Genomic DNA, 25,957 nt, shown 5'->3' with positions numbered 1-25,957 from the left:
CTTAACGTTCATGTATGCCGGCGCAGGGCCGGATGGTTACGATTTGCCCGGTCGGCCCGGATTCGGCTGCATCTCGGCCACTTCCGCGCTTTCGCCCGGTTCTCCGCCGAGCGGCGCGGCATCGGCCGGGCGTTTTCTCCGGCTCACCGGACGGATCCGGCGAATAGCGATCCACAGCGCGCCTGCGATAACGAACGCATATACGAGCAGGAACTGGAGCCAGAGCGAGATCGGAGCTTGACTTTGCAAGTTCGCGCCGTTGACGAGAAACGCTTCTTTGGAGAGATTCGGCTCGAAAATGCTGATCAACGCGCCGACCGGATTAAGCCCCAGAATGAAGCCGATCCACGAATATGGCGGCTGCACCGTGCCGCCGTAATACGTCTGCTGCACGATGGCGAGCATCAGCACGTACGCGACTCCCGTCACGACAAAAATGAACAGCGTCATGCCATACGTCATGATGACGGCCATAATGGTCCGCTTGAACAGCGTGGAACACAGGATGCCGAGCGAACCGAGCAGCAGCATCGTGAACAGGTAGAACAGGAAGACGAGCGTGAGCTGCGAAGGCGAGATGCCGCCGTACAGGAACACGATGCTGTAGATCGGCAGCGTCGCCAGCACGATCAGCACCATGAAGGCCAGCGAAGACGCCAGCTTGCTCAGCACGATCGCGGACGAACTCTGCTGCGTCGTCAGCAGGATATTCAGCGTCTGCTTCTCGCGCTCGCCGCTGATGACGCCCGCCGTCAGGGCCGGCGTCATGAACGCGACGAGCACCAGCTGCGCGATGCTGAGCACGTAGAACAGCATCCGGCTCGTCGACGGATCGAAGCGCATGCCCGCCTGCGAACCTTGAAAGCCCATCGTCACGTAAATGAATCCGATCGCGAGCCCGCCCAGAATCAGCACATAGGCCAGCAGCGCCACGAAAGACCGCGGCGTCCGCATCCGCAGGCGAAACTCTTTGTCCAGCACCGGATTGATCCACAGGCTTCCGCCCCGGTCCGTTTTGTTTTTCGGGCTCATGTCGCCGCGCCTCCTTTCGTGATTTCGAGGAATACGTCTTCCAGATTGGTCTGCGCTTCGTTAAAAGAGACCACTTCGTATTCCCAGTCCAGGATGCGGCGCAGCAGCTGCATCTGCTCGGCATCCTGCCCGCTGAAATGGACCTGGATGCCGTTCGCTTCGCTCAGCACCCGGCTGACGTGGGGCTCATCCCGCAGCCGCTCCGCCAGTTCGTCCTGCCGGCCAAGCGTACGGATATGCAGCACTCGATTGACCTGCATCCGGCTCTGGATATCGGCCACCCTGCCCTGCGCCACCATGCGCCCGTGCTCGATAACGCCGATCTGATCGACCATCTCCGCAAGCTCCGGCAAAATATGCGAGGAGATGATGATCGTTTTGCCCATGCGCTTGAGTTCCTTGAGAATTTCCCGCATTTCGATCCGCGCCCGCGGGTCGAGTCCGGAAGCCGGCTCGTCCAGAATCAGCACTTCGGGATCGTGCACAAGGCTGCGCGCAAGGCACAGCCGCTGCTTCATGCCGCGAGATAAACCGTCCACGTAAGCGTCTTTTTTGTCGGACAGATTGACAAGTTCCAGCAGCTGCGGAATCAGTTTCTCCCGTTCGGTGCGCCCAATGCCGTAGCTCGCTCCGTAAAAATGCAAATATTCGTCCGTCTTGAACCGGTCGTAGACGCCGAAGAAATCGGGCATATAGCCGATGCGCCGCCGCACTTCCTTGGGATGCCGCGTCACGTCGTACCCGCTTACTTTGGCGATGCCGGAATCCGGCAGCAGCAGCGTGGCGAGGATCGACATGGTCGTCGATTTGCCTGCCCCGTTGGGGCCGACGAAGCCGAACACCGTGCCCGCGTCGATCGTCATGCTGATATTGTCCAGCGCCTGAAAATTGCCGTAACGCTTGCTCAGTTCCTTGATCTCGATCATGGCTGCACCGCTCCTGTCAGTTTGATCTCCGGCAGCGCCATCGTCGTCCACTCGTTGACCCGAATCCGAATCTGGATCTGGTTGTCGCCGCTCACGTAATCGCCGGCGTTTTTGAACGAAGCCGAGACCGCTCCGCTCTTCCATTCGATCGCCTGCCACCGGTTTTCGGCTTCGTTGCGCAGTTCGACCGAGAACGTCTGCGGACGGCCGTCCGGCAGCCGGATATCGAGCGCTTTGTAAGCGGCGCCCGGCAGATCCGGCAGCGTGTAGCCGAGCGTCATCGAGCCCGGCGAAGCGCTGACGCGGCCCATGCCGTCGTCAGACACCTGCGTCGTGTTCGTGTGGACGACCGAGCCGCCCACGTAGCCGTACGGCAGATTGAAGGCACCGTTTTGCACGACGTCGATCGACACCGGCTGCGTATACATGCTCAGCCGGTCGTTGGCGACTTTTTTGCTGCCCACGTCAAGTTTGTTTTCCGAATCTTCCGAGAACGCGACCAGGAAAGCTTCTTCCATTCCGCCCCGGTTCACCGCGCTGTTGACCGGAATGTTCTGGGCCAGCGAACGCTGGCGGACGAATTCGTCGCTGCCGCTCGCCGGATACGCGAACAGATAGCTGCCCAGGTCGTAATAACCGGAAGACAGCTGGGTCGCCTGGCCGAGCGAAGCTTCCGCGCCGGGCTCAAGCGTGCCGATCTTGTACAGCTGGCCTCCGGCGACGAGCCCCATATCGTCCATGCGCCGCGGCGTCTCGTTGATCACGCTGCCGCTGATCGCTCCTTTGTCGTCGATCGCAAGCTTCGCGTTCAATTTGCCGGTCTCCGCGCTGGCCGGTTCCTCGACCGTGAACTTGGCGACGGACCAGTACGACATGTCGCCCAGCCGAAGCTGCGAACCCTCCGGTTCCTCGCGCACGAAATTGCCCAGTTTGCCGCTCACCTCGCCGGTATTGCCGCCCATCCAGTTGTCGCCTCCGCCCATTAGGCCGAGCTGCGTGCCCGCCGGGAAATTGACCGTATAATCGCCTTTGCTCGGCACGAACAGCGCGGTCGCGCTGCGCCGCACGCCTTCGCCTTCCCCGTCAAGCGTGACGAAGCTCAGCGTATGGGCGATTTCGTTCGTTTTGTCGGAAGAACCTGCCAAATAGATCGCGCCGCTTGAGACGACGGCCACGAGCGGAATGAATACCCACGCCCACTCGCGCTTGTCGAATTTGCGCAGCACCAGATACAGCAGCGGCGCGACGACGACGAGGTAAATCAACAGCATCCAGACAAGTCCGCTCAGCTTGGGCATACTCAGCGAAGGGAAATAATCCAGCGTGCCTGAGAGGTTGTAATAGTCCGAGCTGAACGCAGGGACAGCGGCGCTTACGCCGGATGCCGTCTGCGTATTCAGGTCTGCCCGCAGCAGCTTGCCCCACAGCGGCGAACTGCCCGCCCACGAAGACAGCGGCGCAAGCGACAGATCGTAACCCGCGTACCAGACTTCTCCGGCCTGCACCGGCATCGACGCGATCAAAGGCCGTTCTTCTTCGCCGTAGCGCACCTGCGCGTCCGGCTTCGCCGCAGCGTTCGCGACCGTAAGCGCGGTGCCGCTTGCGAGCGGCTTGCCGTCTCCGCCGGGCACAAGCGGCGCCGCGGACACGGAAGAGGTCCCGCCCGACGCTTCGACCGGCGAGAGATCTTCGAAGCCGGCCGACGTTTTGGCATAACCCGCGCCTCCGCCGAACACCAGCGATCCGCCGCGCTCTACCCAGCTGCGAATAGCGTCCGACTGCTCCGCGCTCAGCGTATCCGCGGCGAAATCGTTCAGCACGAGCACGTCGAGTCCGTCGAGCAGTATCGGATTGTCGCCGATATCGTCCGCTTCGAGCGGCACGAGGCTGATCGCCTGTCCGCCGGCCTGCTGCAGACTGAGAAAATTCATCGTGTCGGGATCAGACGCCAGCACGCCGACGATGCCGCCGTACTGGCTCGAACCCGACAGATACGCGCGGCCTTCCCGGAACGGCAGCGATTCTCCGGTCTCGACCGAGCCCGGATAGAATCGCAGCAGACTCGTATTGCGCGAATACGAACCGCCGGGGATCGCAAACACCACTTCTTTGGCCGTGCCTGCCGGCAGCTCGACGCGGCGCACATATGTACTTTCTCCCATTCCGTTCTGCGGCGTGACCTGAACGACCAGATCGCCGGTCAGATCCTCGGCGCTGGTCAGCGTCACCCGGAGCGGATTCCAGCGTCCGTCGTTGATCTTGCCTCCGTAACCGAACTCCGTCGCGACCTGAAGCCCGCCGCTCGCGGTGGCCGCTCCCGCCGGCCAGGCCGGCAGCAGCGCGGCAATCAGCAGCAGCGGCAGCAGCAGAGTCAGGCCGCGCAGCACCGTACTTTTTTTCCGTTCCAACATAACAGGCTCCTTTCGTTTGGCGAATCGAATCCCTCAAATAACTAAATTTTACATCCCTGAAAATGACACCGGCCTGTTGAGCATTCAACAGGCCGGTCATGCGCCGTTACGGCTGCATCTTATAACGACGCCGCGCCCGAACGTTTCTCTACTAAGACGGTTCGGAGCGGGTCTTTGTTACGAAAAGAATCAAACTTCCGGTCTATCCGGCGGCTTGGCGATCAGTTGAACACCACGGTCTTGTTGTGATGCACCAGAATGCGGTCTTCCGCATGCCATTTGACCGCGCGCGCCAGCACGACCCGTTCGATCGTGCGGCCGATCCGTTTCAGTTCCGGCACGTCGTCGCGGTGGCTGACCCGCTGCACGTCCTGCTCGATGATCGGACCTCCGTCCAGTTCTTCCGTCACGTAATGCGCGGTCGCGCCGATGATCTTCACGCCGCGGTCGTACGCCTGCGCATACGGCTTGCCGCCGACGAAGGCCGGCAGGAAGGAATGGTGGATATTGATAATGCGGTTGCGGTAATTTTCGATAAAATAAGGCGAGACGATCTGCATGTAGCGCGCCAGCACGATCAGGTCGATCTCGTCGCCGACGGCGAGAAGCTGCTGGCGTTCCGCTTCCGGCTTGTTATCTTTGGTGACCGGAATATGGCGGTATTCGATGCCGAACGATTCGACGTACTCCCGCATATCGGGGTGATTGCTGACGACGACCGCGATTTCCGCGTCCAGGTCGCCCGCCTGCCACTGCCAGAGCAGTTCGACCAGACAGTGGTCTTCTTTCGAGACGAACAGCGCCAACTTTTTCTTTTTCGCCGCCCGGTAGATTTTCCAATCCATCTCGAACCGATTGGCAATTTCCATGAAATCGGCTTCCAGCTTAGGCAGCTTGCCGCTTAGTCCTTCGAGATCGAATTCGATCCGCATGAAGAACATTCCGCCTTCGGGGTCCATCGTATACTGGTCGGACTGGACGATATTCGCTCCGTGGTCGAACAGGAAACGCGAGACCGCCGAGACGATGCCCGGGCCGTCCGGACAAGAAATAAGCATGCGCGCCCGGTCCTGCGGCTGCTGTTGGCCTGCGGAACCCGCAGTTTTGACATGTTGCTCCATGATTCCGTAATCCTCCTTGGGTCCGGCCGCGACTGTTCGCGCACCGGCCTTCTCGACATGGTGAACGCAGCGGGAAGAAGCGGTTACGTCTCGAATATGGACGCCGCGCCGCGTGCTTCCCCTGCTTTTTTGCCAAAAAAATTAGAACCGCGCCAGCGCTTCCCTGCCTGCCAGCACGGCGATCAGACGTTTGTTGAGGTCTTCTTCGGAGACGTTCGGCAGCACCGACTCCTGCACCGCGAGATCGTACAGCCGCTCAAGCGGTTCGCGCGGATCGGCCTTTTTGGCTTTGGCGTCGTTTTTGAGCACCGACCACGTATCGAGCGTGAACGCGCGCGGATCAAGGCCCTGCGCCGCGAAAAAGGCATGCAGCTTCTCGACGTCTTCGCCGAAGCCCGTGCCGAAGCGCTCGCTCACGGTGCCGCGCAGAAGCGCGATTTCGACTTCGTACATCGGACGCTGCGTTTTGACGTCTTTGCCGATCCACGGCGTCTCCAAAATGAACGGCAGATGGCTCAGCGACGGATGGTTGACGACCCCGTTGAGCGCTTCGAATCCGATCCAGCCCGCGCCGATCGGCGTATGACGGTCTTTGCCCGCGCCGACCGGATTTTTGCTGTCGTTGATATGCATGACGCCGAGACGATTCAATCCCACGATGTCGTCGAACTGCTTCAGCACCCCGTCAAAATCGTTCGCGACGTCGTACCCGGCATCGTGAATATGGCAGGTGTCCATGCAGACGCTGAGACGTCCGTTGTTCGGTACTTTGTCGATGATGCGCGCGATCTCTTCGAACTTGCGGCCGACTTCCGTTCCTTTGCCCGCCATCGTCTCCAGCGCAATATTCACGTCGGTCTCTTCCACGCCGCTCAGCACTTCGGTCAGTCCCGCCGCGATACGCTCGATGCCGTATTCCAGATCCTTGTCCGTGAACGCGCCCGGATGCAGCACGATCTGCTTCGTGCCGATCGCGTGGGTCCGGCGGATTTCTTCCTGCAAAAAGCTGACGCCCAGCTCGTACGTATGGTCTTTGTACGAAGCGAGGTTGACGATGTACGGCGCGTGCACGACAATCTCCGGCACTCCGTTTTGCTCCATCAGCTTGAGTCCTTCTTCAATGTTCATCGTGTCCATCGGTTTGCGCCGCGTGTTCTGCGGAGCACCCGTATATATCATGAACGAGGTCGATCCGTAGCCGTTCGCTTCGTTCGCCGCGCTCACCAGTCCCTTGTCCGAAAAAGACACGTGGGAGCCGATCTTAAGCATGGTTCATCCTCCTCTTTGTCTGCGGCTGCCGGATCTTGTCGCCCGCAACGGCCCATCCCGTCGTTCGCGTATCCGGCCTGCCGTCCAAACCTTGTCTTATTTTAACGTGAAGCGGGCAAGAAATCCACGCATAAGCACGGATAAGTCAGAACTGTCATCGGATGCGGGAGATGGCCGGCGCCTTCCGATTTGTCATACAGCCCCCGACGCCGTTTAATAGAAGGAGAAGAACAGTAATAGTAAGGGTAGGATCATTCGCGGACGAATCGGCAGGTTCCGCACGAGGAGGTACGGCATGAAGATTGCTATCAGCGGAGGAACGGGATTTATCGGCAAAAAACTGACGGAAAGACTCACGCGGTCGGGACATGAAGTGGTCGTGATCTCGCGCAAGGCGGCAGACGGAGCTTCCGGCCCCGCCGTCCTGACCTGGGATCGCATCGAACGCGACCCGCAGGCGTTGGCCGGCTTCGACGGCATCGTCAATCTGGCGGGTTCTTCGCTCAGCCAGCGCTGGACGGACGAAGCCAAAGCGGAGATGGAACGCTCCCGCCTGGAATCGACGCGCAAACTGATCGAAGGCATGCGCAGCCTGACCACGCCGCCGTCCGTCTTCGTTCAGGCGTCCGCGATCGGCATCTACGGCACGTCCGAAACGGACGAGTTCACGGAAAGCTCGCCGCCCGGCGGGCAGGACTTTCCTTCGCAGCTGTCGGTGAAGTGGGAAGCCGCCGCCGATCCGATCGAAGCGATGCCGCAGACGAGGCTCGTCAAAATGCGCATCGGCCTGGTGCTCGGCCGCGAAGCGGGCGTGTACCCGGTGCTCAAGCTGCCGTACAAGCTGATGGGCGGCGGCAAGCTCGGCAGCGGGCGGCAGTGGATGTCGTGGATTCATATCGACGATCTGACGGGGCTGTTCGAATTCGCCCTGACGCAGCCCGGCGTGTCCGGCCCGATCAACGCGTCCGCGCCGAACGCCGTCCGGCAGGACGAACTCGGCCGCGTGATCGGCGGCGTCATCGGCCGTCCGCACTGGTTCCCGGTGCCGGCCCCGCTCATGCGCGCCGTGCTCGGCGAAATGTCGCTTATGGTGACCGGCGGCCAGCACGTCCTTCCGCGGGCCGCGGAGGAGAACGGGTTCAAGTTCGGGCATCCCTACGTGGAAGAAGCGATTCGGGATTTGGAGCGGAAGTAGGCACAGCTGGAATCAGCAGGTAAAAAAGAGTCCGGATCAGGGATCAACCTGAACGGACTCTTTTCCAAGGAACGCCACTTCAAAATCAACGATCTCTGTTAAGGAAGAGTCACGTAAATGTGCATCTTCCCCGCTTTCAGTTCCGGCACCCATTCCGAATATTGAATACCCAGAAAATCCAACTTTTTATTCCACTCTTCTCTTTCTATGTCCTTGTAAATCTCTCCGTCAATATTCACATTTCCATACCGATGAAGAATGTAAGTCAGCACGTAGAGATCGATCATCGTCTGTCCGTTCTGCATTTTAATCCAGGTTCTGGGAGCTACCACTTCTCCGGCTTTCGGTATTACAGGATTGGCGAAAAAGTTGAGCAGCAGCTTTTTACCGTTATTCGCTACGGTAGCGATTTTGCTTTTGCCATCCCATTTGATCGTGCTGGAGGTATAGCCGAACACTTCTCTCAGAGGAACAAACTTGCTTGTGTACTCGGTCCCTTCGATCGCGATATCCTTGGGTGCCTTCCCGCCTCCTACGTGCAGCACGATGGTTTTTTCACCCATTGAGATGACTTGATCGGCCCGGGTTCTTAACGAAAGATCGGCAGCAAAAGCGCTTGAACTCATTGTTGCAAGGCCGATGACAAGAGCTAAAACACATACAAACTTTTTCATGTTGAGCCTCCTTTATATTGATATATAAAAAAGTGCAGGGCCTTCTGTAACAAAAGAAGACCCTGCTCTTTTCTTCGTCGTGGAGAACCTTCTGGCGTGCTTCGTACACCCGCCGCGCTTCAGTGTCCTGGCTCAAAACCTACAGCGTATTATCGCCTGACCCAACTTCGGTTCGTTCATTTTGGCACCTTCCCGTATCGGGTACTCCTGCTTTGCAAAAATGACATCTATTTTGAAAATAAATCATGTTAAATCAAGAAAGAGTCACATAGATATGCATTAGTCTAGCTTTTACTTCTGGCAAGGGCTGCATGTCCTTGATACCCAAGAAGTTTAACTTCTCGTTCCACTGCTCTCTTTCAAGATCTTGATTCTTCTCTCCATTCCGATCTACCCCTCCATACTGATCTAGAATATAGGCCAGCACATAGATATCAATCATTGTTTTTCCATCTTGCATTTTAATCCAAGTTCTCGGAACCACAACTTCTCCTTTTTGGGGAATTACAGGATCGCTGGAGAAGTTAAGAAGCATTTTTTACCATGATTTGATACTGTGGCAATTTTGCTTTTTTCGTCCCAATTGATCGTGCTGGTGGTAGGTCCAAACAAATCTCTTAAAGAAACAAATTTGCTTTTGTACAATGTCCCTGCAATCGCAACCTCGGTAGGAATGCCAGGACCAGATATATGCATCAGAACTTTTTCCTCTCCCATAAAAATCCGTTGATTTGCTCGGGTTCTTAAGGAAGGATCAGCGGCAAAAGCATTTGAACTCATTATGGTAACACCGATCAGAAAAGCCAAAGAACAAATTAACTTTTTCATATCCATCCTCCTTTGGCATTTTATGATTCTTTATAGACGAGTTTTTGTTGGGAAAGGTTATAGATAGTCTAAAAATTAATTGGGTAAAGAAGTGGTGTTGACTGTAATTAATTGTGAAGCAATACTCCCGCTAGCAGGCGACTTAGTCACTGCATGATTCGGCCAATCGGATGTACCATAAATATTTGTTCCTTTCAAAAGCTGATCTAAATGAACAGAATTCAGAGCAACTTGCGTACCTGATGCATTGGTAAGAGTAGATGCCGTATACTGGACACTTACTCGACCAATATTATTTTGTCTATAATCGTCTTTTGCCAATGCAACTACTCTCTTCACATGCATATTACTAAGTTCGCTGGCACTTAGAGATTTTTTCGAGAAAAAATAAATATATTGTTTTAATCCATTCACGTTAGTTCCATTTACGAAATGTTTAAATTGTTGAGATGATGTATCATATAGCAAGTTACTGACTACCGAAGTACCCGGCTTGTAGAGAGGAGGAGCAGGAGTACCTGTAGTAGGCCCTGTTGGTATAGCCGTTTGATTTGAACCTTCTGGATGAATCATTGCACTATAGCCACTACGCATTTTACTGTATTGAAATCCTGCTTCAACTTTGTAACCTCCAGAGGTTGGGTTGACATCTATACCATTATAGATGTACCCCGTGGTTCCTTTCTCTGTTTCGACTTGAAAGTTTTGAGACAATGGAAGTACCAATGTTGTAGAAATACCTTTATATCCTGCTCGTGTAGTTTGTCGCGAAAATGCACCGGAATTATTCCCTAGCACTTTGTTGGCAGTAACAGCATCTGCAATATTTTGAGTATTCAATACATCTACTTGGTTTGGAGAAGTGGCATTTAAATCAATATGATTAACAACATCGCCGTTCCTATCATAAACATTTCCTTGTTCATCCATAGTATATACATAAGCTTTGTCTAAAGTGTCTTCGAAGATATCGGTTACTTGTACTTCAGTTGGTGCTACTTCTTCTAAAACTTGAGTAGAAAAAGAATCAGTAACTGCTGCCTTATTGACATCATCAAGATCACTGAATTTCTCAAGGTACTCTACTCTTTCCTCATCAGTGCTCAACTGCTCGTATTCTTTTACATGATAATTCACTTGTTCTTGTAATGCCTGTTCAATTTCTTGTTGAATAGCAGTCTTTTCAAAAACTGATGACTCCACCGCATTAGCATTAAATGGAAGCATGGAGAAAACAAGCAATTAACTAAGTACCAAACTACTTTTTTTCATTTCTTTACCTCCCAATTTTTTTTATTCTTCTCCATCAAGTTCAATGACGAATTAAGAATCAACTTTAAGGTATCTGTCTTGTGGATAGAAGTTTAGAATTTTCCACACTCAATTATGTAATAAGTTCAATTCTTATCGCATTTATGACTTTAGGAAAAGAACCTTGTTCTACCAATTCAATATTATACTTATCAAAGTAAAATACAACCAAAATATAAAATATTACTTTAATATTTCATGATTCATTGATTGCAGATATATTTAAAATAATATTATTTAAACAGATGGAAAGAAGTTCTTTATACCTCATATGCATGAAATCCTGCGTTCCATTATGAAATCAATACATAAGAATCTACTCAAGTTCAAACATCCTTATGCAAGCAAAGCAATCTTGAATTTGAGACAAGAATAAAAGCAACCTAAATAAATCAAAAAAGAGTCTACATCAGAGAAAATCTGAATAGACTCTTTTTTTTAAGTTTGGTAAAGCTTATTTCTCCAAAGCCAGAATCTCCGACTGCGATAATCCCGTCGCCTGAACGATCGTATCCAAATCGAGATCCAATCGCAGCATGTTTATAGCGACTATACTGATACCTGCCTATGCAGCCCCATCAAGCATGGAAGCTTTGTTGTGCAGAACCTTCTGGCGTGCTTCATACACCCGCCGCGCTTCGGCGTCCTGACTCAAACCTTGCAGCGTATTTGTCGCCTGACCCAACTTCGGTTCGTTCATTTTTGGCGCTTCCCCGTATTCGGTACTGCTGTTTTACGGGACTGAGTACCCGGACGACTCGAATCATTCGAATAGCTGTATGTATGATACCAAATTCCGCCTCGATCATCCGCTCTTTAACGTATACGAAATCCCGGCGAGCCGAAACGTGTCGCCTTCGCGCAGCTCGTAGGCTTTGTACGGAATCAGTGTCTCTTCGTTCAATATTGTACCGTTGCGCGAACCGATGTCTTTGATCGTGTACATGCCTTCGCACAGTTCCAGTTCCACGTGCGCACGGGAGATGCCGGCCGCGGTCTCTACATGCTGCGAGACGTCCGCCGCGCGTCCGATCGTAAAATGGCCTGCGGGCAGAGGGATGCTTTGCGGAAGCGTCCCGTTTTCGATACGTTCCAGCCGGTAGCGGGGCCCCGGGTCGGCCGATGCCGGCGCTCCGCCCTTACACGCCCGGCTGCGGCCGCTGTCCAGCATGACGGTCGGCTGCGAAGCGGGTGTGCCGATCACGCCGGTGCCGGAATCCGCATAAGACGAAGCCATCGCCGCTTCGGAGACATCGCCTGACGAAGAACTCGCGGCATAACCCGGATGCAGAAAATCGGGAATGTTTCTTCCTCCGGCGGATTCCGTCCGCATGTCCCGATTCTGCGTATCCCGATTCTGCATGATGCGCTCTCCGGCTCCCGAACTGCCTTCGCCTGCTTGTTCTCGCTGCCCGTAAAACGGTCGCGGTCCCGGGTTTCCCCCCGGTTCCTGCCACGCCGAAGCCAAAGCTTCCGCTTCTTCTTCCTCCTGGCGGCGCTCCGCCCTCCGGCCGCCGAATTTCACCTTGCCAGCCCAGCCCGCATAAGCGAACAGCAGCAGCGGCGGCGCAGCCACGACGCAGACCAGCAAACTGACTCGGCCCGGATGGTCCAGGTACAGAAGCTTCCAGAGCGCCGCCAGCAGCAGGCCGGCGATCAGAGGCGCGATCAACCGGCCGCTGCTGCCGTTTTCCGAGCGTTTGCGTTCGGTCTCGGGGCCTTGAAGCACCGAATCCGGCGAAGGCAAGGAGCGGAACGATTCTCCCGAAAACGCGGCAGCCGGCTCGGCGTAAAACGCGGCGAGGTCGGGTGCAGCCGGAACTTCGGCCCTGCCTTCGCCGTGCTGCGGCCAAGCGGCCTGGCTTGCGGATCTGTCGGCATTGCCGCCTACACCAACCGCTTCGCCGCCGCCTGCCCGGAAAGAAGCTTGAGGCATGTTCGGTCCGTACGCGTCCGAATCGCCGGCAGGCGGTTTGCCGCTTTCGCTCAACAGACCGATCAGCAAACTTTTGAGCGTTTGCAGCGAGAAAGAAGGCTGTTCGCACATCTGCAACACATGCTGGATCCCGTTTCCCCGAAGATCGTCCACCGCGGTCATCCAACGTGCGGCCAGACTGCCGATGCGTTCCCGAATCGGCGCGGCTCCGGCAGACTCGTCCAGCGGCACATACGTCAGATATACGATCCCTTCGGCCAGCGGACCGTCCACGAACATATAATCTTCCTTGAGCAAAAAACGGTTCGGATTCAGCATATAGGTCATCCCGTATTCGAGCGCCGTAACGATTTGCAGCAGCAGCGCATAATATTCGACGAGAGTGATCTTTTCGGTTCGCAGGCAGGCCGACAGCATTCTTTTCCCGCCTATGTCGTAATGCAGTTCCGTGTCCGTATCCACTTCGCGCACATGCAGATCGAGCACATGCGGCACGCTGGAAGCGGCCAGCATCTTCACCTGTATCCGGTTCAGCGTGCCCGCTTCCGGATTCGACTTGTTTTTGAGCACCATGTATGTCGTATCGCTCTGAATAAAATCGGTCACGAATTCGGCCATGTCCAACCCCCTTAATGCAAATAAAAGTATCCGGCCAGCGCGCCGGGCAGCACCGCCCACATGAACGGAAACGTCAGATGGTTGACGCGATCCGCCGTCAGCGGACTCAGGCTGCGGAACACGAACAGTCCGGCCAAACTGCCGAAGATCATCTTGATCCGCACCAATCCTTCCCGCCGCCAGCACAAAATGCCCAGCCCGATGACTCCGGCGAACAAAATAGAATAAAGCAGCGTCTGGGCGGCGAACGCGAGGCCTGTCCAGGCTCCGATTCCCGCGAACAACTTGACGTCGCCCGCGCCGACGGCTCCGAGCAGATACAACAGCAGCAGAGTGGCAAATCCGGCGGCGCAGCCTTGCAGCGCAAACAGCAGCCCGTCCGCTCCGTGCGAGACGCCGCGATACAGCAGTCCGCTTAACGCGAACAACAGGTTCAGCCGATTGGGAATTTTGCGGGTGCGAACGTCCGTCATGAAGGCCGCAGCCAAAAAGCAGCCGCAGCCCATATAGGCAGCCATGTCGTCGATCATGGAGTTCCTCTTTTCCGTTTGCTTCATTAGATTGGGATTTCAGATTGGGATTCGATTAGCGGACTTCGAACGAGGCTTCGGCCGCCGCTGCCCCTTCGGCTTCCACGATCAGCGTCCAATCGCCGGAAGTCGTATTGCCGCCGACCAGCCAGGTCCAGGACAGATTACCGGCGGCGTCGGCCGTCTGCTGCCCCAGATAGCGCGCTGTGCTGCTGCCGCTTTTGTACACGACTTTGATCGTCGCGCGCTGCCGCGGCTGTACGCGGGCCGTCACGGTCGCCTTTCGGCCCGGGTAAGCCGGATTCGGCACGGACGTGATGACCGCAGGCCTGCCGGATTGCGTGCCCGTACCCGCTGCGGCACCTGTGCCGGCCCCCGCCTGTTCCCCGGTATCTCCGATCCAGACCCGTTCTTCCGCTTTGGCGCGGATCGACAAAGGCTTTCCCGTAAAAGGCACTTGAAGCGGAAGTTCGTAAGTCAGTTCGACGCCGAAATAAGGCCGATTGCCGGCTCCCGTCGTCGGAACGCTGATCCCGATAACGTGCAGCCTGTCGTCTTCCAGCGGCCCGTTCGCGATCAGCGGACCCAGCAGCGGCTTGATCACCGGATCAAGCACGCTCGAAGCCGCTTCGTCTTTGAGCGCCTGCAGCGGAAGGTCGCCGGTGGCGGCCGCTTCCGCGACCCATTTGCCGATCGGATCGGGCAGCGCGGATCCGTATGTCGCAGCCAATTCGGCAAACGAAATTTTGGAAAACCCCTGCAGCGCTTTGGATACCGGCTCTAACCGACGCAGATTGTCCGCCGCGGTCTGGACCGGGTAGAGGTGGGTTGCGACCTGCTTGGCGGCTTCGGAAGCCGTCGTCTGCAGAACGGTCGAATACGCCGTCATCTGCACGATATAGACCAAAAAAACGAAAACAAGCAGAAACAGGGGCAGGACGAGCGAAGCTTCCACCACGATACTGCCCCGTTCGCCGGCGAAGCGCCGGTTCTTGCCTGCAATCCGCTGCATAAGCCGCCTCCATCCTTCATCGTTCATTCTTCAATACGAGTAGTCTGCCTGCAGATCGACCGTGTACGCACCGGCTTCCCAGGCGCCTCCGCCGATCCGCAGCGTTCGCATGACGCCCGGCAGAAACCAGACCGGCATCGTGATTCCGGCATCCGCGGACAAATACGTATAGTGGTCGTCGGGATTGATTCCCGTATCGAGGCGGATGATCGCCAGCATGCGGGAGAGGCGGCTGTCGCTGCCCGGATGAGCGAACAGAAACAGCCTCAAATGGTCTTTGTACGTCAGCTTGATCTTGAGTGTCTTGGACAACTCCACGTAACCCTGCTCGGCCAGCATCGTCATATCGACCAGCGCCTGCGTAATTCCGTGCACGAGTGCTTTGGCGAGAATAACGAGCGGATTGCCGAACGCAAGAACCGCCGGATCGGCGAGCGACTCCATCGTCCGAATCGCCAGCCGCATAGCGAAAATTTCTCCATACGCCGCCGCGAGGTTGCCGCCGGGATGACCGAAGCCGTACAGGATATACTCCAGCTCCTGATTTTCTACGCTGAGCAGATCTCCCGCTGCCGCTCCGTCGAACGGAGTGCCCGGCAGCGTCAGAGCTTGCACTTTCGCATAATCGAAATGGGAAAAATGGTCCGACGCGTATTCGTTTTGCAGCAGCCGGTCTCCGGTCGCATCCAGCATACCGGCCATGCCGCCGAAGAAACCATCCATCCGTTCCATCGCGTATTTGCCGGCCGCCGCCGAATCTTTTTCCGGACGGTCTGCGCTAACCGCTGCGGCGATGCCTCGGTTCAACTTCAGGTTTTCCCGGTAAAATCGTTCCACCCGCCGAAAATCGGCTTGATGGCCTACGGCGCGTGACAAAAACGCGATCTTTTCGTTCGCTTCCCTAAGCTTGCCGCTGGCTATACGTTCTTCCCGTTTGCGGAGTTCGTCGTCGGCGCGATGCGACTTGAGTTCCGCTTCGATCTCGCGGATCACGCTTCCCCGGCCTCCGTAGCGATCGTTATAAGCGCCCGCTGCCCTGCCCGCCGCACGGACCAGACCCTTTAACGCATAGCCGTTCATTCCCGAATATTCCAAAGCCCGAGGCAGCATTTCCCGCAGCGCCTCGACGTCTGTCCGCAGACTTGAGAAATCACGTTCCTGACCTTCGATCCGCTGCCGCATGCCGACGAAAAACCGGTCCGGCAGCGGCAGTTCGCGCAGCTTCTGCCGGACCGAAGCGTTGCCGCCCGCAGGCCCGCCTGCCGCTCCCGACATATCCGACCGCGTCACGGCATCGTAAGCGCCGTCCGCTCCCCGCCTGCCCGCAGCGGCGATAACCGCTTCCATCTCGGCGTTGATCCGCTGGGCTTGAAGCAGATGTTCCGACGCTTTACGCATATCGTTCGTATGCGGCGGCAGGGCGCGTGTCACGGCGGCCTGCATCCGATCCGCGAGGCGCCGCGAACCGGATTCGTAGGCGGCAATCTTCGACTGCCGCTGCATCCGTTCGAACCATCCGGTATCCGCTGCTTCGTTTCCGCTGCCGTCGGCCGGCGGCGCTCCGAACGCTGCGCTTTCTTGCTGCCTTTTGTAGTCGTCGTACTGCGCAGCCATATCCGCCGCCGAAAACACCCCGCCGCCAAGTGAAGCATCCGCCAGCTCGCGTGCGCCGTTGGTGCCGATTTGTTCGACCAATCCGTCCGTTTGGTGTCCGGCTGTTTGTTGAATGTTCAGCATGCGGTCGAGTTCGGCTTCCCGCCGGTCGTACAGCTGTTGGATTTGCGCCAGTATCTCCACCGTCCCCGACGCTTCTTTCATCGCTTGGGACATCGGCTTGAATCTTCCGACCACTTCGAGCGCAAAATTGACAGGCGCCTTGTATTTCATCTCTTCGTTGATTTGGGCCGCGAACACGTCGTAACCGCCGAGTTCCCGACTGAGTTCCACCGAAGAAGAGAGACGCTTGGCATCCAGAATCGGCAGCACGTCGATTCTGGCTTTGTACGCCAAGCTCCGATCGAGCACGCCCGACAGAATCATCGCCGGATCGGTATCTCCGTAGGCAAACAGTCCGTAACTGCGCTGCAATTCCGGCACGTAAGCCGACATGACCGAACGCGTCGCCGCATGCAGCAGCCGCTCGCTTTTCGCTTTTAACGCCGACATGCGCGAATAGTCGATAAAAATCGCGACGAAAGCCAACATGACCGCCAGAATCAGACTGAGAAAAATCGTGATCGAACCGTGTTCGTTGTGCCACAGACGAGGCGTACGAATCAGCCGCCGCCCCCTGCGAAATTTGCCCGATCGAAAAGCCACAGCTTCACCCCCGTGCCGGGATACGTCCATCAACGCGTATCCCGGCTTCCCTTTCTTTTACTTGGCTGCTTTTTTGCCCAACTGCGCTCCGGCGTTTGCCGGGGTCATGGCGACGGCAGCGCCGCCCTTCTCGTCATTCGGCACCGCTTGATCCGCACGAAATTTGCCCGCGTAATAGCGGACCAGTTCGATATTGCGAATGAATTCCACCGGTTCGACGACCGTCGAATACTGCGAGCCGCCCATACGGTCGCCGGCGATCGCCCGGATCGGAGCCAACCGGAGCGGCGTATACAGAACCGTGACGATCCGATGCAGCAGGCCGCGCCGGCTGGTCATCGTCCCGTCCATCCCTTTCGGAAGGCGTTCCGCGGCTTTGGCCATTTTGACGGCTCCAAGCGACGGACCGGCGCCTCCCGGCACCCGGATACTTTCTTCGCCCGATCCGCCGCCGAGTCCGCCGAACAGCGAAGCCAGCAGCCGGTCTTCGGTCAGACGCCAATACAGCTCTTCGGTCCGGTCCGCGCCGAAACTTCCGGTCCGCGGGTCCTTATGCCGGTTGTTCCAACTGTATGCCGCCCGCTCCGACGTGATCGCCGACGCGTGAACGAGCACGGCGCTTTGATACAGATAGAGGCAGAGCATCAAGATGACGATGACGCAGAGCATCACGATCGGCATGACGACGGCGGACTCGACCGTAAAGCTCGCTACCTCGTCGCGCATGAAAGATCCCGAACGTTTCGAACCCGGCCTTTTCAGGACCAAACTTTTCAGAACCAAACGTTTCAGACCTGACCGCTTCACGGCGTTCACTTGAAAAATTCTTGGCTTTTGGAAGTGACGCTTGCGAGCAGGTTGGTGACCAGAGTCGTGATCTGTTTTTTGAAAATCAGGGCGATGATCAGCGTAATCCCGATAATCAAAATGACTTCCAGCGTGCCCAGTCCGTCTTCTTCTCTCCATATCCGTTTGGCTTTGTTCCCGATAGCTTGCAGCATAAGTAGGCCTCCTCTTAATCGTTGAATGGTCTTACATTTGAATCAACATCATGGCCGGTCCTCCGACCATGAGCATGACGACGAACAAGATCAAAGCCATCGGAAAAACCATTTTCGACGAGGCTCGTTCTCCTTGAATACGGCCGAGCGCTTTGCGCTTTTCCCAAAGCGTTCTCGACAAGTCTCTCAGCGCCAACGCAAATTCTCCGCCGCCGCGCTTGTGATTGAGCAGCACGGTCGTGACGAATACGGTAGCGTCCTGCACGCCGCAGCGTTTGCCGAACTGCTCGAACGCCTGATGAAAAGGATCTCCGCTGCGCCACTCGGCAACCATGCGGTCCAGTTCTTTGTACAGCGGGTGGTCGACGCCTTCTTTTTGCTGCGAGCAGCGGACGATCGCCTGCTGCACCGTCTCGCCCGCGCCGACCAACAGCACGATTTTGTTCAACATTTCCGGCAGTTCCAGCAAAACGGCTTCTTCCCGGCGCTTGACCTTCGACGCCAGGTCTTTGATCAGCGCGATCGGCAGCACGGCCGCAAGGCCGAGTCCGATCGCGAGCCAGGCGGCGGAGCCGTGATTGGCAATCGCCATGACGCATCCGAACGTCAGCATCAGCACGGCGTGCAGCAGCATATGCGCCAGAAACAGCATCGTTCTCTCCGTGCTGCTCCGCAGTCCTTCGCCGCGCTGCACGGAAGATTGAAGCCGATGGAAAAAAATCGGGAAGCGCGCGGCGAGCCGCATCCGTTCTACGAGCACCAGCATCGGCGCAAGCAGCCCCCGCATGCGGATGCCTTCCATCGGCAGCGCCGCAATTTTCCGGTGCACGGGCTGCCGCTTCGCCAAGGCGAACAACAGCGCGCACGCGGCAGCGAGCAGCAGCAGTCCCGAACAAGCCGTGACGAGCATGTCTTCCCTCCTCTCAGATCCGAATGTTCATGATGCGCCGCATCAGCCAGGCGCTGAGGAACATCAGGCCCAGGCCAACGGTCGCCAAGATGACGCCCAGCGGCGAACCGTACAGCGGAGCCATAAATTCCGGCGCGGAAGCGTTAATGAACAAAATAAAGACGAACGGCGTCGCAAGCAAAATGTTCGACTCGAATTTTTTCTGCGCGATCATGACCGAGATATCCTGCTGGATATCCATCTTCTCCCCGATCACCGCCGACGTGCGCCGAACCACTTCGATCAGGTCGCCGCCCGTCCGCTTGCATGTCACGAAAACGTCGATAAAATGGTCGATGTCTTCGATCCGGGCCCGCCGGCCGAAGTCGAGCAGCGCCGATTCGATCGGTTCGCCGTATTCCAGCCGCGTCGCGATCACGTCCAGCTCCCGAATCATGTCGCTGCCGCCGCCCGGATACAGCAGCTCCAGATCTTTCGCGGCTTCGCGAAACGCGTTTTCGACCGAGCGGCCCGCGGCCATCGACGACGACAACGAGTACAACGCCTGCTTGAAATGCAGCTTGAGCAGCGTGCGCGTGCGTTCGATCTGCCGAACGCGCCATAGCGCGGGAGCTTTGAGCGCTGGCAGCGCCAACAGCAGGGCCAGCAGCCACATCTGGTAGAACAGCATCCCGACCGCAAACAACAGGCCGGCGGCCGCAGCCGTGCTGACGATACGCTCGTAGCCGGCCAACGCGTAGACCGTATAATCTTTCAATTTGTCCGCCGGAGACAAATTCTCCCGCTTCCGCGTGGATACGCTGTCTGCGGAATCCGATGTGACGGATTTGATTCCGCCCGCGGAACTTCTGCCTATGCCGTTTCGCCCTGTACGCGGCATCTCGATTCACCTCCTCTCCGGCAGTCCGGCCAGCCGGCGCCAATCGGCCGTGCCCGCGTCCCGCAGCTTGTCGGTGCGCAGCATCGGCTCCGCGCTTCTGCGCAGGCATCCGACGATCCGTCCGTCCCGCTCACCTTCTTCTTCGAAGCGGAACAGATTCCGCAGCTTGACCGCCCCGTCTTCCATCCCCGACACTTCGCTGATCTCCACCACCCGGCGCGAACGGTCCCGCAGCCGCGACAAGTGAACGATCAGATCGATCGCGGACGAGATCTGCTGGCGCACCACGGCAACCGGCAGATCCGCCCCGCTCAGCACCATCGTTTCCAGCCGGCTGACCATGTCCTGCGCGCTGTTGCTATGGCCGGTCGACAAGCTGCCCGAGTGCCCGGTGTTCATCGCCTGCAGCATGTCCAACGCTTCCGCGCCGCGCACTTCGCCGACGACGATCCGGTTGGGCCGCATCCGCAGCGAAGAGCGGATCAGGTCGCGGATCGAAATCTCGCCTTTGCCTTCCATGTTGGCGTTCCGGGTCTCCAGCGAGACGAGGTTGGGCACCGTCACGATCTGAAGCTCCGCGGAGTCCTCGATCGTAATGACCCGTTCGTCGGGCGGGATGTACTGCGACAGCGCATTGAGAAAAGTCGTCTTGCCCGAACCCGTTCCTCCGCTAATAAAAAGGTTATAGCGGCTGCGCACGAGATGCTTCAGCAGAAGCGCGGCGTCTTCGTCCAGCGCCCCGTGCCGAACGAGATCGTCCAGCGTCATCGGACGTTCCGGAAATTTGCGGATCGTCACCGTCGGACCTTTGAGCGCGATCGGCGGCAGCACGACGTTGACCCGCGACCCGTCCTTCAGCCGGGCGTCGACGATCGGGGAAGACTCGTTGACGATCCGGTTGACGCCGGACACGATGCTCTGCACGAGATCTTCCAGCTTCTCCTGCGATTCGAAACGCTGCGGAACGCGAACGACTTCCCCGGCGCGTTCGATAAAAATTTCCGTGTGTCCGTTGATCATGATCTCCGTCACGCTTTTGTCGTCGACCAGCGGCTGCAAAATGTCCAGGCCGCGAAACGAATCGTAGACCCGGCGCACGAGCGTCCGCTTCTCGCCGGACGTCATCGCGGCAGCACGCGAATCGGACAGCACTTTGCGTTCGATCCGCCGCATCAGCTCGCCGTCGTCCGCGGACTGCGTGACATCGAGCGAAGAGCGGACTTCGGCCCGCATAACGCGAAACAACTCTTCCCGCACCGCTTCTTCGGCGGCTTCCGGCTTCATGACGCGCCTCCGGTCGCCGCTGCGGCCGCATACGGCGCGGAAGCCGGCGGCGGACGGCGGCTTCCGCCCAGCCCGAGCTGCTCGCACAGCGCCAAGATGTCCCGCTGGAAGATCGGAGAGCCGAGCAGCACGTCTTCCCTGGACAAAGCTTTCCAAGACGGAATATACGACAGGAAGGCCAGCGGACGCAGATCCGGACGCGGCAGGACATTGTCCAACCGGCCGCCGCAGCGGTTGACCGCGAATACGCTTCTGCCGATCAGATCGTAGAACTCCGCAGGCTGCCGGGCTTCCCGATGGTTCATCCACCCCGCCGTCCGGCGCAGATGCAGCAGATCGTCGGCCAGCAGCCAGAGCACCCGATCCGCCCGCCGCAGCAGCGCCCGGCAGCGGTCGTGATCTTCCGTATCCGTATCGGCCACAATCACGTCGCACGCTCCGCACGTCGCCAGGTAATCGAGCAGTCCCGCCGTATCGGCTTCGCTCATCTGCAGCAGTTCGTCCGGACGCTCCAGCGGCGGAAAAGACAAACTCTTGAGCTTCTCCTGAAAAGGCGCATGGCGCGACAGCGGAGAGCGGCACGCCTCGCCGTTCTCCCGGGCCGTTCTCAGCTCATACAGCAGCCCGGGCAGTCCGCTTTCGCTGCCGGCTGCCCGGAATGACGCCGCGCTGTCCCACGTCTCCAGATTGAGGTAGAACACGCGCTGTCCCCGGCCGCCGAGCTGCTTGGCCAGATTCAGCGCAACCGCCGTCTTGCCGACTCCGCCGGCGGCCGAATGTACGGCGATGATCTGCGCTCCGGCTTGCGAGGCGCTTCCCGCCGACTGCGCCGTTCCGGCCAGGTCCAACACCGCCGTCAGCAGCCGGTTCAGCGGCTGGAAAGCGTGCAGCACCGTTCCGCCCAGCGCGGCATTCTCCGCTTCTCCGCCGTCCAATGCCGCCCACGGCACGCCGCGGCTGCCTTCCCCCTGCAGCCACGGCGTCAGAAACGCCGGTTCGCCCAGCACGAAGTCCGGGCGCTCTGCCGCCATTGCGGCGAGAAAAGCGTCAAGTTGCGAAAAAGCCCGCACGCTGACGCGCTTGGCAAATTCCCCGGTGCGTGCATACAGCAGAAACGGTTCGATATACCGTTCGTCCGCGGCGGCCAACGTAATCCGCACATTCCGCATCGATTTCATCTCCTCCTTGTCCAGCAAACACAAAAAAGCACCGCTCGCAGACGGGCCTGAATCGGCCAATCCGGAGCGGTGCTTCCGCCGTGTTCCTGTTATTTGTCCTCACAATAGCATAGCGCGATCAAGCAGGCAAGACCTATTTTGCGCTTTCGCATTTAGGCCTGCCCCGCTCCCGTATCCAGGAACCGTTTTCGCACGCTGGGCGGCGGAATCGGGCACGTATCGTCTTTGCCGAACCAGCGGTAGCGGTTGCGGGCGATATAGCGGTAGACGGCGTTGCGCAGCGGGCGCGGCACGACGATCAGCGCGTACAGCAGCGGCCACGGAAAACGCAGGCGGCGCGCGATGCGCAGAGCGGCGGCGGAGCGCACGTATTTGCGTCCGTTTTCGATCAGGACGAGCGTATTCGGTTCGCTGGAGTCTTCGAAGCCGGTTCCGCCGGCCAGTTCCTTGCCGAGGTCCGATTGCAGCGAAGCGAATTCAAAAGTGCCTTTCGGATCGCGGGCTACGATAAATCGCACCGCTCCCTGGCAAAAATGGCAAACGCCGTCGATCAGTACGATATGCGGTTCATCTGTCCGTACGGCCGATTTCTCGGCCGTTTTGCTGTCGGGGTTCCAGGTAGTCACACTGCTCAAGATGATCGCCTCCAGTCCAAAATGAATGCTTTTCCTTCAGGCTGCCTTATGAATTGTTTAACCGTCTGCGCCGCTTTGAACCGCTTTTGATCCAATCCGGCGTTCGGCGCCGAAGATCGGTTCCTATCAAAAACAGCGGACGCACGGGGGTTATCCCGTACGTCCGCTGTCCGATTACGCGAGCAGTTGTTCAATTCTTCCGTCACGCAGCTGCGCGTCGAGTTCGCCCTTGAACTTCTCGAAGCAGTTGCAGATATAGTCCTTGCGGCAGATCGGGCATGGGGTCTTGAGCAGGCGGCTGATATGAGTCAGCTTCCACTCCGGATAACGATTATAGAAGACGCGGCACATCGTGCCGTCTTCCAGATGCACGACGTACTCGTACAATCCGTCCTTGTCGTTGCTTCCGGCCTTATCTACATTTACCACAGTCGGTCTGTAAGCCATATTCGTATCACCCGTTATTCTTAGTCTCGTCATAGGATGCAATCTTCACCCACGGCGCGTGCTTATATAGCTTAATGAATTTCACCCTTCGTGTCAACCGCGCTTCCGGCGCGACTTTGACGAAAAAAAGCCGGAAAGGCCCACTTGCGGGACACTTTCCGGCTTCCGTTTCCGTTCGGACTTAGACGACGCTCAGTTCCACGTCCATGTTGCCGCGCGTCGCTTTGGAGTACGGGCAGAACGCATGCGCTTTTTCTACCAGATCTTTGGCTTTGTCGGGATCGAGTCCCGGAATGCGCACTTCCAGCTTGCCCGCAAGCTTGAATCCGCCGTCCGTCTCGTCTTTGCCGATATGGATATGGCAGGTGACTTCGGTATCGGGAATATCGAGCTTTTCTTTGCGGGCGATGTTGGCCAGAGCGCTCTCGAAGCAGGCGCTGTAGCCGGCCGCGAACAGTTCTTCCGGATTGGTGCCGGTGCCTCCGCCGCCTCCGAGCCCTTTCGGTACGGACAGCTGCAGATTCAGCGCTCCGTCCTCCGATTCGACGATTCCGCTTCTTCCGCCTCTGCGGGCCGTTGCTTTTGCCGTATATAAAGATTCCATGATATCGTCACTCCTTCTATTCGTGTGAAATTTTAAAAGCATGCACTGTCCGTCAAACTATCTAATTTATAAAGCAAACAGAGACGAATGAAACGAAAGCGAATTGCAAAACTCAATTAAGTTGTTTACAATCAAAAAGAGAGTAATCATTTTATGAGGAGGAATTCAATATGTCCGTGTATGAATACGAAGCCCGCACGTCCAAGGGGGACGAAGTCAAGCTGTCCGATTACGCAGGAAAAGTGGTGCTCGTTGTCAACACCGCGAGCAAGTGCGGATTTACGCCGCAGTTCCAGGGCTTGCAGGATCTGTACGACAAATACCACGACCGCGGCCTGGAGATTCTCGGCTTCCCGAGCAACCAGTTCAAGGAACAGGACCCCGGCACCAACGAGGAAATCGCAGAGTTTTGCCAAGTGAACTACGGCGTCAAATTCCCGATCTTCGAAAAAGTGGACGTCAAAGGCGAAAACGCGCATCCCCTGTTCCAATATTTGAGCGACGAAGCGCCGGGCCTTATGGGTTCCAAATCGGTCAAATGGAACTTCACCAAATTCCTGATCGACAAAGAAGGCCGCCCGGTCAAGCGCTTCGCTCCGCAAACGGCACCGGATCAGCTGGAGAAAGACATCGAAAAACTGCTCGGCTGATGTTGGGTCACCCCAAGCCAGAGTTCACAAGCCCTCGCAAACGCGCAGGGCTTTTCTGCGTCAGCGGATCACGGAAAAATAAAAAAGCCTGCAAACCCCAAAATCGGGATCTGCAGGCTTCTTCGGTATGCGGTAGAGAGGACTCGAACCTCCACGGGTATACACCCACTACCCCCTCAAGATAGCGTGTCTGCCATTCCACCACTACCGCACGTCAAAGAGAGAATCAACTTCTATATCGTACCTAATTTCAAGCATACAGTCAACCACTTTTTCAAAAAAACCGAAAACCGATAAAAGATTTTAATCCGTGCACTTCATAATGTTATATTATATAACTCAATGAGTCATTTAATTGAATTATTTTGCAGAAAATCAACCTTAATTCTTCATTTTTCTTGACCAACACCCGATATTCATGTAAAAATAAACAGCATAACGAACGAAAAACTTTTTCATATCCTAAACCTAACATTCATATAACGCACAAAAATTCATCCACTTATCCCTTTAAGGAGGCGCAGCATCATGCACAGCGGACAAAAGCTTCTCAGTTACATGACCCTGCTCGAAACGTCGTCCCCGTCGCCCGTCGGCTGCATTAAAGAGGATATGAACGGCAATCGCCTGAGCGGCGTCGAAGCTTTTGAAGAAGTGATGCGGTCGTATATCCATCCCCGATTGACGCATATCGAAGGACGCGCGATCGAAGATCTGTACGGCGCTTTCGCCCGCGGCGATGTCGAGACGGCGTTCCGGATCGACCGGAGCCTGCGCACGAAAACTTGTCCCAACGAAATCGATACCGAGATGCGCCGCTCCGGACGCAAAGTGCTGAAGCTGTCGAAATCGCTCTACCCGTGGATAAATTTCGCGCCGTTCGCGGAAGCGCTCCAGACCGGCCAAGCGTTCGGCTGCCTCCCGCTCTGCTATGCCTGGATCAATTTCAATCTGGAGATCGAACCCGAGCAAGCCGTAACGGCTTATCTCTACCACCATACGACCTTGTACGTCGATCATTGCGCCCGCTTGTTGAACCTGGACGACGTGACCCGGCGCAAGCTGCTGATGCGAATGATCGACGACGTGTCGGAGCGCTGGTCGCGCGCGCGGACGACGACGGAGCCTGCCTTCATGTCCGCCGACGCTTACGGGACGCCTATCCAAAAAACGCTTTGAAGCTTAT

Annotated in this window: 26 protein-coding genes and 1 tRNA gene; 3 read left to right on the top strand and 24 right to left on the bottom strand. The window is 57.0% G+C overall.

Annotated features, from left to right (window positions below; translation table 11 throughout):
• Window positions 1-36: 36 nt before the first annotated feature.
• The 5 genes from FFV09_RS17090 to FFV09_RS17070 all read right to left on the bottom strand — a co-directional run bounded on the left by FFV09_RS17090 (window position 37) and on the right by FFV09_RS17070 (window position 6,759).
• A complete protein-coding gene (locus FFV09_RS17090) occupies window positions 37-1,032 on the bottom strand; it encodes an ABC transporter permease (RefSeq protein WP_141448945.1) in 996 nt (331 codons plus the stop codon).
• Complete coding sequence (locus FFV09_RS17085) at window positions 1,029-1,958, bottom strand: ABC transporter ATP-binding protein (RefSeq protein ID WP_141448944.1); 930 nt, start codon at window positions 1,956-1,958, stop codon at window positions 1,029-1,031. The genes FFV09_RS17090 and FFV09_RS17085 overlap by 4 nt, the downstream gene beginning before the upstream one ends.
• On the bottom strand, window positions 1,955-4,369 hold the full coding sequence (locus FFV09_RS17080) for a hypothetical protein (protein ID WP_141448943.1): 2,415 nt from the start codon (window positions 4,367-4,369) through the stop codon (window positions 1,955-1,957). Before FFV09_RS17080 ends, FFV09_RS17085 begins: the two co-directional genes overlap by 4 nt.
• A 221-nt stretch (window positions 4,370-4,590) precedes the next feature.
• Window positions 4,591-5,490 carry a formyltetrahydrofolate deformylase gene (gene purU, locus FFV09_RS17075; protein WP_141448942.1) on the bottom strand — a complete coding sequence of 300 codons (900 nt, stop codon included), beginning with the start codon at window positions 5,488-5,490 and terminating at the stop codon, window positions 4,591-4,593.
• Between the two features lie 141 nt (window positions 5,491-5,631).
• Window positions 5,632-6,759 carry a deoxyribonuclease IV gene (locus FFV09_RS17070; RefSeq protein WP_141448941.1) on the bottom strand — a complete coding sequence of 376 codons (1,128 nt, stop codon included), beginning with the start codon at window positions 6,757-6,759 and terminating at the stop codon, window positions 5,632-5,634.
• Window positions 6,760-7,054: 295 nt separating this feature from the next.
• On the opposite strand from FFV09_RS17070, the gene FFV09_RS17065 reads away from it, so the two are divergent.
• On the top strand, window positions 7,055-7,954 hold the full coding sequence (locus FFV09_RS17065) for a TIGR01777 family oxidoreductase (protein WP_141448940.1): 900 nt from the start codon (window positions 7,055-7,057) through the stop codon (window positions 7,952-7,954).
• Window positions 7,955-8,052: 98 nt separating this feature from the next.
• On the opposite strand, the gene FFV09_RS17060 is transcribed toward FFV09_RS17065, so the two are convergent.
• The 18 genes from FFV09_RS17060 to FFV09_RS16975 all read right to left on the bottom strand — a co-directional run bounded on the left by FFV09_RS17060 (window position 8,053) and on the right by FFV09_RS16975 (window position 24,121).
• Window positions 8,053-8,628, bottom strand: coding sequence for a stalk domain-containing protein (locus FFV09_RS17060; protein WP_141448939.1), 576 nt, complete (start codon window positions 8,626-8,628; stop codon window positions 8,053-8,055).
• 253 nt (window positions 8,629-8,881) lie between these two features.
• A complete protein-coding gene (locus FFV09_RS17055) occupies window positions 8,882-9,070 on the bottom strand; it encodes a hypothetical protein (protein ID WP_141448938.1) in 189 nt (62 codons plus the stop codon).
• A 62-nt stretch (window positions 9,071-9,132) separates the two neighbouring features.
• Entirely contained in the window at window positions 9,133-9,456 is a 324-nt protein-coding gene (locus FFV09_RS17050) for a hypothetical protein (protein ID WP_141448937.1), read from the bottom strand.
• 75 nt (window positions 9,457-9,531) lie between these two features.
• The gene (locus FFV09_RS17045; protein WP_141448936.1) at window positions 9,532-10,683 is read right to left on the bottom strand and encodes a hypothetical protein; all 1,152 of its coding nucleotides are present in this window, start codon (window positions 10,681-10,683) and stop codon (window positions 9,532-9,534) included.
• A 649-nt stretch (window positions 10,684-11,332) separates the two neighbouring features.
• Complete coding sequence (locus FFV09_RS24410) at window positions 11,333-11,467, bottom strand: hypothetical protein (protein ID WP_281288458.1); 135 nt, start codon at window positions 11,465-11,467, stop codon at window positions 11,333-11,335.
• A gap of 105 nt (window positions 11,468-11,572) precedes the next feature.
• On the bottom strand, window positions 11,573-13,321 hold the full coding sequence (locus FFV09_RS17035; protein WP_141448935.1) for a DUF6382 and FHA domain-containing protein: 1,749 nt from the start codon (window positions 13,319-13,321) through the stop codon (window positions 11,573-11,575).
• 11 nt (window positions 13,322-13,332) lie between these two features.
• Window positions 13,333-13,851 (bottom strand): A24 family peptidase, encoded by a 519-nt coding sequence (locus FFV09_RS17030; protein ID WP_425472196.1) that lies wholly within the window; start codon window positions 13,849-13,851, stop codon window positions 13,333-13,335.
• 55 nt (window positions 13,852-13,906) lie between these two features.
• The gene (locus FFV09_RS17025; RefSeq protein ID WP_141448934.1) at window positions 13,907-14,863 is read right to left on the bottom strand and encodes a TadE/TadG family type IV pilus assembly protein; all 957 of its coding nucleotides are present in this window, start codon (window positions 14,861-14,863) and stop codon (window positions 13,907-13,909) included.
• Between the two features lie 30 nt (window positions 14,864-14,893).
• A complete protein-coding gene (locus FFV09_RS17020; RefSeq protein ID WP_141448933.1) occupies window positions 14,894-17,182 on the bottom strand; it encodes a hypothetical protein in 2,289 nt (762 codons plus the stop codon).
• Between the two features lie 57 nt (window positions 17,183-17,239).
• Window positions 17,240-17,908, bottom strand: a complete 669-nt coding sequence (locus FFV09_RS17015; RefSeq protein ID WP_141448932.1) for a TadE family protein — start codon at window positions 17,906-17,908, stop codon at window positions 17,240-17,242.
• Between the two features lie 86 nt (window positions 17,909-17,994).
• A complete protein-coding gene (locus tag FFV09_RS17010; RefSeq protein WP_141448931.1) occupies window positions 17,995-18,183 on the bottom strand; it encodes a Flp1 family type IVb pilin in 189 nt (62 codons plus the stop codon).
• Between the two features lie 31 nt (window positions 18,184-18,214).
• A complete protein-coding gene (locus FFV09_RS17005; protein WP_141448930.1) occupies window positions 18,215-19,093 on the bottom strand; it encodes a type II secretion system F family protein in 879 nt (292 codons plus the stop codon).
• Window positions 19,094-19,106: 13 nt separating this feature from the next.
• Window positions 19,107-19,973 (bottom strand): type II secretion system F family protein, encoded by an 867-nt coding sequence (locus FFV09_RS17000; protein WP_141448929.1) that lies wholly within the window; start codon window positions 19,971-19,973, stop codon window positions 19,107-19,109.
• Between the two features lie 6 nt (window positions 19,974-19,979).
• Window positions 19,980-21,230, bottom strand: coding sequence for a TadA family conjugal transfer-associated ATPase (locus FFV09_RS16995; protein WP_141450513.1), 1,251 nt, complete (start codon window positions 21,228-21,230; stop codon window positions 19,980-19,982).
• Between the two features lie 23 nt (window positions 21,231-21,253).
• Window positions 21,254-22,435: a P-loop NTPase family protein gene (locus FFV09_RS16990; RefSeq protein ID WP_141448928.1), complete on the bottom strand. Its 1,182-nt coding sequence runs from the start codon at window positions 22,433-22,435 to the stop codon at window positions 21,254-21,256.
• Window positions 22,436-22,587: 152 nt separating this feature from the next.
• Window positions 22,588-23,061 (bottom strand): thiol-disulfide oxidoreductase DCC family protein, encoded by a 474-nt coding sequence (locus tag FFV09_RS16985; protein ID WP_425472323.1) that lies wholly within the window; start codon window positions 23,059-23,061, stop codon window positions 22,588-22,590.
• Between the two features lie 183 nt (window positions 23,062-23,244).
• Window positions 23,245-23,517 carry a hypothetical protein gene (locus FFV09_RS16980; protein ID WP_141448927.1) on the bottom strand — a complete coding sequence of 91 codons (273 nt, stop codon included), beginning with the start codon at window positions 23,515-23,517 and terminating at the stop codon, window positions 23,245-23,247.
• A 181-nt stretch (window positions 23,518-23,698) separates the two neighbouring features.
• Window positions 23,699-24,121, bottom strand: a complete 423-nt coding sequence (locus FFV09_RS16975) for an organic hydroperoxide resistance protein (RefSeq protein ID WP_141448926.1) — start codon at window positions 24,119-24,121, stop codon at window positions 23,699-23,701.
• Between the two features lie 170 nt (window positions 24,122-24,291).
• Between FFV09_RS16975 and FFV09_RS16970 the strand changes: the two genes are divergently transcribed.
• Window positions 24,292-24,771 (top strand): glutathione peroxidase, encoded by a 480-nt coding sequence (locus FFV09_RS16970; RefSeq protein ID WP_141448925.1) that lies wholly within the window; start codon window positions 24,292-24,294, stop codon window positions 24,769-24,771.
• Between the two features lie 128 nt (window positions 24,772-24,899).
• Here FFV09_RS16970 and FFV09_RS16965 read toward each other — a convergent pair.
• Window positions 24,900-24,982, bottom strand: a tRNA-Leu gene (locus FFV09_RS16965).
• Between the two features lie 317 nt (window positions 24,983-25,299).
• Here FFV09_RS16965 and FFV09_RS16960 point away from each other — a divergent pair.
• On the top strand, window positions 25,300-25,950 hold the full coding sequence (locus FFV09_RS16960) for an urease accessory protein UreF (protein WP_141448924.1): 651 nt from the start codon (window positions 25,300-25,302) through the stop codon (window positions 25,948-25,950).
• The last annotated feature ends 7 nt before the right edge of the window (window positions 25,951-25,957 follow it).

The sequence above is a fragment of the Saccharibacillus brassicae genome, assembly GCF_006542275.1.
In the GTDB taxonomy this organism is placed as follows: domain Bacteria; phylum Bacillota; class Bacilli; order Paenibacillales; family Paenibacillaceae; genus Saccharibacillus; species Saccharibacillus brassicae.
This window is presented reverse-complemented; position numbering and strand designations above follow the sequence as displayed.